The sequence below is a fragment of the Lachnospira intestinalis genome (genome assembly GCF_040095895.1).
GTDB lineage: Bacteria > Bacillota > Clostridia > Lachnospirales > Lachnospiraceae > Lachnospira > Lachnospira intestinalis.
Map to the genome: position 1 here is coordinate 19,701 of NZ_JBBMFS010000001.1, position 12,348 is coordinate 32,048.

Genomic DNA, 12,348 nt, shown 5'->3' on the forward strand with positions numbered 1-12,348 from the left:
AAAAGAAAAATGATGTCAGAATGGAGAATAAGCTATGAGATTAGGTATTAGAGCACATGATACAAAATATGCACCGCTGGATGAAATGGTGGCAAATATCCACAATATGGGATTTCACTGTATGCACATTGCGCTGGCAAAGTCTATCAAGGAATTTAAGCCGGAAATCGAAACGATGACACCGGGACTTGCGATGTATATGAAAGAAATCTGCAGAAAAAATGATGTGGATGTGGCAGTCCTTGGCTGTTATCTGAATCTTTGCAACCCGGATCCGGAACAGCACAAAAAAATCGTGGATAAATATATTGCATCGATTCGTTTTGCAAGCATTTTAGGCTGCGGTGTGGTTGGAACAGAAACAGGCGCGGTTAATACCGAATACAAGTACGAGCCTGCAAACCATACAGAAGAAGCGTTACAGACCTTTATTGAAAATTTAAGACCAATTGTAAAGTGCGCAGAGCAGTTCGGTGTGATTATCGCCATTGAACCGGTATGGAAGCACATTGTATGTACCGTGGAACGCGCAAGAAAGGTTTTAGATGCGATTGATTCTCCAAATCTCCAGATTATCTTTGATCCGGTAAATCTGCTCTGCGTGGATAACATTGACAGACAGGATGAGATTATCAATCAGGCATTTGAACTGCTTGGTGATGAAATTGCAGTCGTACACTGCAAGGATTATGTGGTCGAAGGTAATGAGTTAAAGTCGATTGCAGCAGGAACCGGAAGCCTGAACTATCCGCTCCTTTTAAAGAAGATTAAAGAGCATAAGCCGTATGTACACTGTACGCTTGAAAATACCGTTCCGGAAAATGCGGCGGCTACAAAAGAGTTTATGGAAAAAACTTACGCTTCCGTATAGGGGTTGTATTTTTTTGTATCAGAATATATAATGGTAATAATTTTTCCTATACAGTGAACGCGGAGGTAGCGTATGCCAGAAGAAATAGTACGAGTAAACGAGGCAAATCAGAAATCAGACAGATTGGAGAAGCAGGTTGCGACACCTGCGGATTTTACCAGCCCTGAAGTGTTATATGAGGATTTGATACAGGAAATCCGTAAATACCACCCGTCATCGGATTTATCCGACATTGAACGGGCTTATAAGATAGCAAGGGACGCCCATGAAGGACAGAAACGTAAATCAGGTGAGCCGTATATTATCCATCCGCTGTGCGTGGCAATTATCCTTGCAGAGCTGGAACTTGATAAAGAAACAATTATTGCGGGACTTTTGCATGACGTGGTAGAAGATACTGTGATGACGAGTGAAGACGTTACGAGAGAATTCGGTGCGGAAGTGGCACTGCTGGTTGATGGTGTTACGAAGCTGACCCAGTTAAATTACCAGCATGATAAGATTGAAGTGCAGGCAGAAAATTTAAGAAAAATGTTTCTTGCCATGGCAAAGGATATCCGTGTTATCCTGATTAAACTGGCGGACCGCCTGCATAATATGCGGACGATGCAGTATCAGACACCGGCAAAGCAGATTGAAAAATCGCGTGAAACGATGGAAATCTATGCACCAATTGCACATCGTCTTGGTATTTCCAAGATTAAAGTGGAACTGGATGATTTATCCATGCAGTATCTGATGCCGGATGTTTATCAGGATCTGGTTGAAAAGATTAACTTAAATAAAGCAGGCAGAGAAGCATTTATCGACAGCATTATCAAAGAAGTCGGCATGCACATCAGCAATGCGGGCATAGAAGCAGAGATTAACGGACGTGTCAAGCATTTCTTCTCCATTTACAGAAAAATGGTCAATCAGAATAAGACACTCGACCAGATTTACGATATTTTTGCCGTACGTATTATTGTAGATACCGTGAAAGACTGTTATGCGGCACTCGGTGTTATTCATGAAATGTACAAGCCGATTCCGGGACGTTTCAAGGATTATATTGCCATGCCGAAGCCGAATATGTATCAGTCCCTGCATACCACGCTGATTGCATCAAACGGGCAGCCGTTTGAAATTCAGATTCGTACTTATGAAATGCACCGTACTGCTGAATATGGTATTGCGGCACACTGGAAATATAAGGAAGGCAAGAGCGGAGAAACGGGCAACGAATCCGAAGAAGCAAAGTTGAGCTGGCTGCGCCAGATTCTGGAATGGCAGAAGGAAATGTCCGATAACAAGGAATTTTTATCGTCTATTAAAAATGACCTCAATTTGTTTTCGGACAGTGTGTACTGCTTTACACCATCCGGTGATGTCAAAAATCTTCCGGCAGGTTCCTGTCCGATCGATTTTGCATACAGTATCCACAGTGCTGTCGGTAATAAGATGGTCGGTGCAAGAGTCAATGGAAAGCTTGTCAATATTGATTATCAGATTAAGAGCGGTGACCGGATTGAGATTATTACATCACAGAATTCCAAAGGACCGAGCCGTGATTGGTTAAGCATTGTCAAAAGTACACAGGCACGCAATAAAATTAACCAGTGGTTTAAGCAGGAATTAAAAGAAGACAACATTTTAAAAGGAAAAGAAATGCTGTCAACATACTGCAAGACGAAGGGTATTGTATTATCAGAACTTACAAAGCCGGAGATTATTGAAAAAGCGCTGCGCAAATATGGCTTTAAGGACTGGGAGTCCATGCTGGCATCTGTCGGACACGGCGGATTAAAAGAAGGACAGGTTATCAACAAACTGTCCGAAGAATACGAAAAGCGCAAGAAAGCAGAAATTACCGATACACAGGTGCTGGAAGAAATCGTCCAGAATGAAGCCAAAGCCAATAAGGAAACGTCCAAAAAGAATAAGGGTGGTATTGTTGTCAAAGGCATCCATGATGTCGCGGTTCGTTTTTCAAAGTGCTGTAATCCGGTTCCGGGTGATGAAATCGTCGGTTTTGTCACAAGAGGCAGAGGTATTTCCATTCACCGGACAGACTGTATCAATATTTTGAACTTTCCGGACAGCGAGCGTGCAAGACTGATTGAAGCAGAATGGGAGTCTACAGGTTCTAAGGAAGAAAAATACGGTGCAGAGATTAACATTTTTGCCAATAACAGAACAGGACTAATTATTGATATTTCCCGTGTATTTACGGAAGCAAATATTGATGTGATGTTTATGAACAGCCGTGTCAATAAAAAAGGACTGGCAACGATTAACATGGGATTTGATATCCACGGAAAAGAAGAATTAAACCGTCTGGTTGATAAGTTAAGGAAAATCGAAGGCGTGACGGATATCATGAGAGCCACCGGCTAAATTCCGAAAAGCCTTATATCTAAGCTTTTTCGGAATTTGAAAAATCCTTATATCAAAGATTTTGCAAGGTATTGGCAAACGGCAGGTATCTGAAAAAGCCATAAATGGCAGCTGTTTCGGAATTTGAAAAATCCGTATACCAAAGATTTTTCAAATAGCAAAATTGTGCCGCAAACGGCACAATTTTACGTGGTGTTGGCGGTATGAGGACTGCTGGAAGGAGTATATTATACATGGGTAAGATTGAACTGGATTTCAGGGTGCTGGGAGATGTGGGGACGAACTGTTACCTGCTTTGCAATCAGGAAACCAAAGAATGTATATTAATTGATGCGCCGGATTTGCCGGACAGGATTGATGAAATGATTGCGGCATCCGGCTGTAAGCTTTGTGCAGTCCTTTTAACACACGGACATTACGACCATATTTTAGCGGCAGAGGAAGTACGCAAAAGACATAACGTGCAGGTGTATGTATCCGAAGATGAAAAAGAACTGTTGCACAGTCCGCAGATGAATCTTTCGCAGGACTATGGGCGCAGTACGGTGCTTGATGCAGATGTGTACCATAAGGACGGAGCTCATTTATCTCTTGCGGGACTGGATATTGAAGTCTTTCACACACCGGGACATACTGCGGGCGGAAGCTGCTATTATATCGCAGAAACGGGCATTTTGTTTTCAGGAGATACGCTGTTTGCAGCATCTGTCGGCAGAACCGATTTTCCGACCGGCAGCATGAGTGCCATTGTGCGTTCCATTAAAGGAAAGATTCTTGTCCTGCCGGATGACACAAAAGTTTTTCCGGGACACGGAGAATCGACGAGTGTGGCATATGAAAAGAAATACAATCCGTTTTTGCAGTGAAAATTTTAAAGATATAAAAATGCAACAAACAGTAAGTTAGGAATGAAACATGATATATATAAAAATATCCGACATGGATTTTTATGATGATGCAGTGGTGCTTATTAAATCCTTTTATCCGCGGACAGAGGTCATGCAGTATCAGGAGCAGGCAGAGCAGACACGCACAGCACAGGATATTGTGATTGAACCGGAAGTACCGGAAAAAGACGGGCGTTCCAAGAAAGAACTCCACGAAGCGTTTAAATGTACACTGTATACAAAGTTATCTGCACAGTTAAACAAGACACTGCCGTGGGGCTATCTTACGGGTGTGCGCCCAAGTAAAATCGCCTATACCCTGTTGGAAAAAGGTGCAGACCGCGAGCAGATTTTGGAAGAATTTACAAAAAAGCACCTTGTCAGTGAGAAAAAGGCGCAGCTTGCCTTACAGGTTGCACAGACAGAGAAAAGCATTTTGGAAAAAATGGATTATAAGAACGGATACAGCCTGTATATCGGGATTCCGTTTTGTCCGACAACCTGTCTGTACTGCTCATTTACATCTTATTCGCTGGCGGCATATCAAAGCAAAGTACAACCGTATCTGGAAGCTTTATTAAAGGAAATGAAATACGTATCGGAAGCGATGCGTGGACGGAGACTGGATACGGTTTATTTTGGCGGTGGAACGCCGACGACGTTAAGCGCAGGACAGCTGGATATGTTACTGACAGAGCTGGAGCGGCAGTTTGATTTGTCAGCGTGCCGGGAATTGACCGTAGAAGCGGGCAGACCGGACAGTATTACCTATGAGAAGCTGTGTGTATTAAAGGCACACCATGTAGACCGCATTTCCATTAATCCGCAGACAATGAACCAGCAGACACTGGATTTAATCGGGCGCAGACATACGGTGGAGCAGATTGAAGAAGCATTTGCACTGGCAGGAAAAGCCGGGCTTGACAATATCAATATGGATATGATTCTTGGACTGCCGGGCGAAAATAAAGAAATGGTACAGCATACGCTTGAAAAAATAAAAGCACTTGCACCGGAAAGCCTGACCGTTCATTCGCTTGCGATTAAGCGTGCAGCGGCATTAAATATCTGGCGCGAAAAATATCTGGATTTGCAAATGGACAACAGCGACGAAATCGTATCCATGGCGGCAGATTATGCACACCAGATGGGACATCAGCCATATTATATGTATAGGCAGAAGAATATGGCGGGCAACTTTGAAAATGTGGGTTACAGCAAGCCGGGGCTTGAGTGTATTTACAACATTTTAATTATGGAAGAAAAGCAGACAATTATCGCAATGGGTGCAGGTGCTTCTACAAAGATTGTTTTTCAGAATGAAACAGAAGGCGGACAGGCAGGACGCATTGAGCGGATTGAAAATGTAAAGGACGTCACGAATTACATACAGCGGATTGATGAAATGATTGAGCGGAAACGAAAGTTTTTCAGTGAAAATAATTTTTAATGAATGGACTGGAGGAACATATGCAGGACTGCGGACTGGAAGAAAATATTATCAATGATTTCAAAGATGGTATTTCTCACGGGATACTGGTCGGAAATTTGACTTATGCGCTTGCAAAAAGGCTGGGCATGAGCGAAGATGAAGCGTATGAGTTAAAGCTGGCGGGAATGATTCACGACGTTGGTAAATTAAAGCTCTCCCCATACCTGTACGGACGTAACAGTGACGGGTTATCCATTGAAGAAATGAAGTATATGCGGATGCATTCCAAAATCGGATATGAATATCTGAAACGGTATGATTTTTCAGATACGGTTATGAAAACGGTGCTGTATCACCACGAATGTTTTGACGGAAGCGGGTATCCGAATAATTTAAGCGGGGAGGAAATTCCGTTTGGCGCAAGAATACTGCGGCTTACCGATGAATTTGCGGCGTTGATTTCTGAGCGTCCGTATCGAAAAGCATTTGACATTGATACCGCAGTGGATATAATAATAGAAGAAATCAAAAACATGGATATGCGCGTGTTTTTGGAATTTCAGCGCATGATTCACGAAGAATCCACGCTGAAGCTTATAGAGGACAGTAAAATCCGGCTTGAGAATCTGGATATTTACGATTTATTGAATGAAGAAAAGCCGCAATAGGCGAGTTTAGGAGGAAGTTACAACATGGCTGAATCAATGGTTGGCTTAAAAAGAACACACAGATGTACAGAAGTTTCTGCCGCAAATATCGGGGAAACCGTAACCGTAATGGGCTGGGTACAGACCAGAAGAAATCTGGGCGCACTCATTTTTGTGGATTTAAGGGACAGAAGTGGTATTTTACAGATTTTATTTGATGAAAATACGGTCGGAAGCGAAGGCTTTAAGAAAGCATACGGTATCCGTAACGAATATGTTATTGCAGTAGTCGGAAAGGTACAGAAGCGTTCCGGCGCAGTCAATGAGAATTTAAAGACAGGTGATATTGAAGTGGTTGCAGAACAGATTCGTGTATTATCAGAATCTGAAACACCGCCGTTCCCAATTGAGGAGAATATCAATACAAAGGAAGATTTACGATTAAAATACCGCTGCCTGGATTTAAGAAGACCGGATTTACAGTCGAATATTATGATGCGCAGTAAGGTTGCGACACTCACAAGAGCATTCCTTGCAAATGAAGGCTTTCTTGAAATCGAAACACCGATGCTTACAAAGAGTACACCGGAAGGCGCAAGAGATTACCTTGTACCGAGCCGTATTCACCCGGGTAAGTTCTACGCACTGCCGCAGTCACCGCAGTTATTCAAGCAGATGTTAATGTGCTCCGGTTATGACCGTTATATGCAGATTGCAAGATGTTTCCGAGATGAAGATTTAAGAGCGGACAGACAGCCGGAATTTACACAGATTGATATGGAATTATCATTTGTTGACGTAGATGACGTGATTGATGTCAATGAACGTCTGTTAGCTTATCTGTTTAAGGAAGTGTTAGACATTGATGTGGCTTTGCCAATCCAGCGTATGACATGGCAGGAAGCAATGGATCGTTTCGGTTCTGATAAGCCGGATTTAAGATTCGGCATGGAATTAAAGAATATTACGGAGCTTGTGAAAAACTGCGGCTTCGGCGTATTTACATCAGCCATTGAAAACGGCGGAACAGTCCGTGGTATCAATGCCAAGGGACAGGGTGCAATGCCGAGAAAGAAGATTGATGCACTTGTGGATTTTGCAAAGGGTTACGGCGCAAAGGGTCTTGCTTACATTGCAATCCATGAAGATGGTTCGTTAAAGTCTTCATTTGCAAAATTTATGACAGATGAAGAAATGCAGGCAATCGTTACGGCTATGGACGGTCAGGCAGGCGATTTACTGCTGTTTGCCGCAGACCGCAACAAGATTGTATGGAATGTTTTAGGCGCACTTCGTGTTGAACTGGCAGGTCAGATGGGTCTGTTAGACAAGAACGAATACAAGTTCCTCTGGGTAACGGAATTCCCGCAGTTTGAGTGGTCTGATGAAGAAAACCGTTTCGTGGCAATGCATCATCCGTTTACAATGCCAATGGACGAAGACCTTGACCAGCTTGAAACCAATCCGGGCGCAGTCCGCGCAAAGGCATATGATATCGTCTTAAACGGTACGGAAATCGGTGGCGGAAGTGTCAGAATCCATCAGGCAGACGTTCAGGCAAGAATGTTTAAGGCACTGGGCATGTCTGATGAAGTGGCAAATGAGAAGTTCGGCTTCCTCTTAGATGCTTTTAAGTATGGTGTGCCGCCGCACGCAGGACTGGCTTATGGTCTGGACAGACTTGTTATGCTTATGGCAAAATGTGACAGTATCCGTGACGTAATTGCTTTCCCGAAGGTAAAGGATGCTTCCTGCCTGCTGACAAACGCACCGGATGTGGTCGATGCAAAGCAGCTTGAAGAATTATCGATTGCCATTGAAGAAGAACAGGAAGTTTAAATAATTTTAAAAAATTGGCAAAAGCCGCTGTCCGTATGATCCGGGTGGCGGCTTTTGGATAATTTTTTCCTGCGGCGGGCTTACACTTTGTGAAAATACACAAAAACACTTTTGTATATCTTTTTGTTATGGTTAATTTTTACAGGAAAGAGTTGAAAAAAACGTACAAATAATGTATGATAATATCATCTAAATTGCAGACATTATCGTGCAGTTAAAATATTGGAGGAAAAATAAAGGAGTATTATAATGAGTGGTAAAGAAACACAACAAGGCAATTATAAATTGCCGGGGGAGAATACGGCAGGGGAGTCTGTGGCAGTACCGTCATCAGAAGCAGCCGTGGAAGAATATGATACTCTTGATAATAACGGTATACAGGAAACAGCAGATTCAGCAGTGCAGGCAGAAACAGCAGATTCAGCAGAAACAGCAGATTCAGCAGATTCAACAGATTCAGCAGATTCAGCAGATTCAACAGATTCAACAGATTCAGCAGATTCAGCAGTGCAGGCAGAAACAGCAGAAATGGCTGAAATTGCGGATACAGCCGGATATGTGGAAACGGATAATGTTGAGGAATCGGAACCCATGGACACAGACGGCATAATGTTTGAAGATGTACCCCAGGAAGATGCAGAGCCGGACAGTGAAGCGGCTCATGCAGGGAATAAAAGGAAGGGCATAAAGAAGATCAAAAAACCGGAGATTCCACAGGGCAGACTGCTTGTTAAATTAATGTCGAGCATTAAATTTAAGCTGATTGGTGCATTTATCATACCGATTGCATTGATTATTATTCTGGGTGTGGCTTCTTATACAACCGCTTCTAAAGCAATTACAAAGAGTTATACACAGTCATCGCAGTCGACGATTACCAAGACGGCAGATTACTACAACCTGATGTTTACGAATGTAAAGGCAACGGCAACGGATATGGTTAATAATTCCATGGTACAGGAATACTATTCCGGTGTATACGGCAGCGATCCGATTACAGAGGGCAATAATTATGCAACACTGCGTGCCAATTTAACCTCTACAGCACTGGGAAATAAGGCAATTTCAAATATTTACATTTTTGGTAATTACGGAAAGCCTTTATACACGGCAACGATAAAAGATGCTGACAGTGCAGGATATATAGACAAGATTAAAAATTCTGCAGAAGGTAAGACAATCGACCAGAAGCGTTCTACATGGTTTTCAAGCCGTGAAGTATTGGATGCGGCAGGCGGCGCGGCAGATTATTCTGTAAGCTTTGCAAGGCAGCTGCTCGGAACATCTAAAAAGGCAATTGGTTATATGTTCTTTGACTTGGATGTTGATTATGTTACGGAGCCGCTTTCAGATATTGATATGGGTTCAAAGAGCATTATCGGTCTGATTGCGCCGGACGGCGGTGAAATCGTAGTATCTAATTATATGGATATTCAGGATGGACAGCAGTATTTTACGAATCAGGAATTTTTTACAAAGCTTGCAGACAGTGAAGATGTAAGCGGAAGCTCTTATGTAAAATATAATGGCAGAAAGCAGCTGTTTATCTACTCCAAGACAGACGATGGATTTACCGTATGTGCATTGATTCCGCAGAGCGTGATTGTATCACAGGCACAGAAAATCCGTATTGTAACCATTACCATTGTAGTGATTGCATTCCTGATTGCGATGGTAATCGGCGGCTATCTTGCTTATTCATTCAGTCTGACGATTAAAAAGATTATGGATAAGCTGGAACTGGCAGCAGGTGGTGATTTAACCGTACATATTGATGTTAAAAGCAAAGATGAATTTGGAAGGCTCGCGGCAAGTACCAATGGCATGATTGATAATGTAAAGCAGCTGATTGAAAAGACAAAGACAGTATCGGAACGTGTGGATACTTCGGTATCAACCGTTTCGGACAGTGCAAAACAGCTGTTAGCTGAAACACAGGATATTACAGCTTCTATCGAAGCGATTGAACAGGGCGTTGTCCAGCAGGCAGAAGATTCAGAGCATTGTTTAAGACAGATGGATGCTTTATCAGATAAGATTAATATCGTATCTGATAATTCGGATAAGATTGCAAAGATTGCCGATGTGACAACCGGTATCGTAGCAAGCGGCATGGCTTCAATTAGTGAGTTAAAGATTAATGCCGGTTCAACGGTTGAGATTACACATCAGGTTATTGAGGAAATTGCACAGTTAAAAGAATCGTCCAAGGCGATTGCAAAAATTGTTGATGCGATTAATGAGATTGCAGAACAGACCAATCTGCTTTCGTTAAATGCTTCGATTGAAGCAGCAAGAGCCGGCGAGGCAGGACGTGGTTTTGCAGTTGTAGCTTCTGAAATCCGTAAGCTTGCAGAGCAGTCCGTAAACTCAGCAAATGAGATTCAGAAAATCATCGGTACGATTAATGACAAGACCAATGATACCGTTAGGATTGCAAAGAAAGCCGAAGATGTTGTAGAAGTACAGGGCGAATCCCTTGAAAATGCAGAGAAGGTTTTTGCACAGATTCAGAGCAGGTTTGAAGAACTGTTAAGTAACTTAAATGAGATTACAGGCGGTATTGATACAATTGCCGAAGCAAAATCCGTTACAATTGACTCTATCCAGAGTATTTCGGCAGTATCCGAGGAAACAGCAGCATCTTCCGAAGAAGTAACCGAAACAGCCAACAGACAGCTCGGCGCAGTGGAAGGACTGAATACGGCGGCAGAAGATTTATTAACAAATGCACGTCATCTGTCAGAAGCCATTGACTTATTTAAGATTTAATTATAAAATTATAAGAAAGATGTTGGGGACACACCCCAAAGTCATTCACCCACTTATGAGCTAGCTCATGTGGGTGAGTGAACTTTTGACCCTGGTATCGTAAGAATTATAAAAAATGGAGGTTGTATTCATGTATTCATTCAATGAAGTATCAAGTTTTGATCCGGATCTTGCAAAAGCGATGGATGACGAACTCGCAAGACAGAGAAGCCACATCGAGCTGATTGCATCAGAAAATCTCGTAAGTAAGGCAGTTATGGCAGCAATGGGTAGTCCGCTTACCAATAAGTATGCAGAAGGATATCCGGGAAAGAGATATTACGGCGGCTGTGAGTATGTTGACGTAGTAGAAACACTGGCAATAGAAAGGGCAAAGAAGTTATTCGGCTGTGAATATGCCAATGTTCAGCCACATTCTGGTGCACAGGCTAACTTAGCAGCATTCTTTGCTATGGTAGAGCCGGGAGATACCGTTATGGGAATGAGTCTTGACTGCGGCGGACATTTATCACACGGTTCACCGGTTAATATTTCAGGTAAGTATTTCCACATCGTACCTTACGGTGTAACCGCAGAAGGCTTTATCGACTATGATGAAGTATTAAGAATCGCAAAAGAGTGCAAGCCGAAGATGATTATTGCAGGTGCAAGTGCATATGCAAGGGTTATTGACTTCAAGAAGTTTAGGGAAATCTGTGATGAAGTCGGTGCATATTTAATGGTAGATATGGCACACATCGCCGGTCTTGTAGCAGGCGGTGCACATCCAAGCCCGATTCCGTATGCAGACGTTGTTACAACAACAACCCATAAGACACTGCGCGGACCAAGAGGCGGTATGATTTTAAGTTCAGCAGAAGCTGCTGAAAAGTTCAAGTTCAATAAGAGCGTATTCCCTGGTATTCAGGGCGGTCCGCTGATGCATGTTATCGCAGGTAAGGCAGTCTGCTTAAAGGAAGCCTTAGACCCAAGCTTTAAGACGTATGCAGAAAATGTTGTAAAGAATGCACAGGCACTCTGCAACGGATTAATGAACAGAGGATTTGATATCGTTTCCGGCGGTACAGACAACCACTTAATGCTTGTAAACTTAATCAGTAAGGGAGTTACAGGTAAGGAAGTAGAAAAGCTCTTAGATGCAGCCAACATCACATGTAATAAGAACACGATTCCGAATGACCCGGCTTCTCCGTTTGTAACAAGCGGTATCAGACTGGGTACGGCAGCTGTTACAACAAGAGGCTTTAATGAAGCGGATATGGATATTGTAGCAGATGCAATCGCAATGCTTGTAGAAGATGTCGATGCAAATAAGGCAAAGGCTATGGAACTGGTTAAGGGATTAACAGACAAGTATCCGTTATACGAATAATACATAAAAAGTAATAGAATAAAATAGAAAAGCTGCTGCTTTCATCAATCAAAACCTGAAATCCGGACAGAACACAGTCGGAAATTCAGATACACAGATTGAAAAGCGGCGGCTTTTTTGTTGATTTGTCGAATATTTATTTACTGAAATTT

At 42.6% G+C, this 12,348-nt stretch carries 8 protein-coding genes; all 8 read left to right on the forward strand.

Translation table 11 applies throughout. The features are described 5' to 3' along the window. Positions 1-34 precede the first annotated feature (34 nt). The 8 genes from WMO37_RS00095 to glyA all read left to right on the forward strand — a co-directional run bounded on the left by WMO37_RS00095 (position 35) and on the right by glyA (position 12,196). Entirely contained in the window at positions 35-871 is an 837-nt protein-coding gene (locus WMO37_RS00095; protein ID WP_022433061.1) for a sugar phosphate isomerase/epimerase family protein, read from the forward strand. Positions 872-943: 72 nt separating this feature from the next. Then, positions 944-3,247: a RelA/SpoT family protein gene (locus WMO37_RS00100; protein WP_022433062.1), complete on the forward strand. Its 2,304-nt coding sequence runs from the start codon at positions 944-946 to the stop codon at positions 3,245-3,247. Positions 3,248-3,480: 233 nt separating this feature from the next. Further along, entirely contained in the window at positions 3,481-4,113 is a 633-nt protein-coding gene (locus WMO37_RS00105; RefSeq protein WP_349153956.1) for an MBL fold metallo-hydrolase, read from the forward strand. A gap of 49 nt (positions 4,114-4,162) precedes the next feature. Then, positions 4,163-5,584, forward strand: coding sequence for a coproporphyrinogen dehydrogenase HemZ (gene hemZ / locus WMO37_RS00110; protein ID WP_349153957.1), 1,422 nt, complete (start codon positions 4,163-4,165; stop codon positions 5,582-5,584). Between the two features lie 20 nt (positions 5,585-5,604). Next, positions 5,605-6,234, forward strand: coding sequence for an HD-GYP domain-containing protein (locus tag WMO37_RS00115; RefSeq protein WP_022433065.1), 630 nt, complete (start codon positions 5,605-5,607; stop codon positions 6,232-6,234). A 24-nt stretch (positions 6,235-6,258) separates the two neighbouring features. Further along, entirely contained in the window at positions 6,259-8,052 is a 1,794-nt protein-coding gene (gene aspS / locus WMO37_RS00120; protein WP_022433066.1) for an aspartate--tRNA ligase, read from the forward strand. A 249-nt stretch (positions 8,053-8,301) separates the two neighbouring features. After that, the gene (locus WMO37_RS00125) at positions 8,302-10,824 is read left to right on the forward strand and encodes a methyl-accepting chemotaxis protein (RefSeq protein ID WP_349153958.1); all 2,523 of its coding nucleotides are present in this window, start codon (positions 8,302-8,304) and stop codon (positions 10,822-10,824) included. Between the two features lie 130 nt (positions 10,825-10,954). Continuing rightward, positions 10,955-12,196, forward strand: coding sequence for a serine hydroxymethyltransferase (gene glyA / locus WMO37_RS00130; protein ID WP_227089476.1), 1,242 nt, complete (start codon positions 10,955-10,957; stop codon positions 12,194-12,196). Positions 12,197-12,348 lie beyond the last annotated feature (152 nt).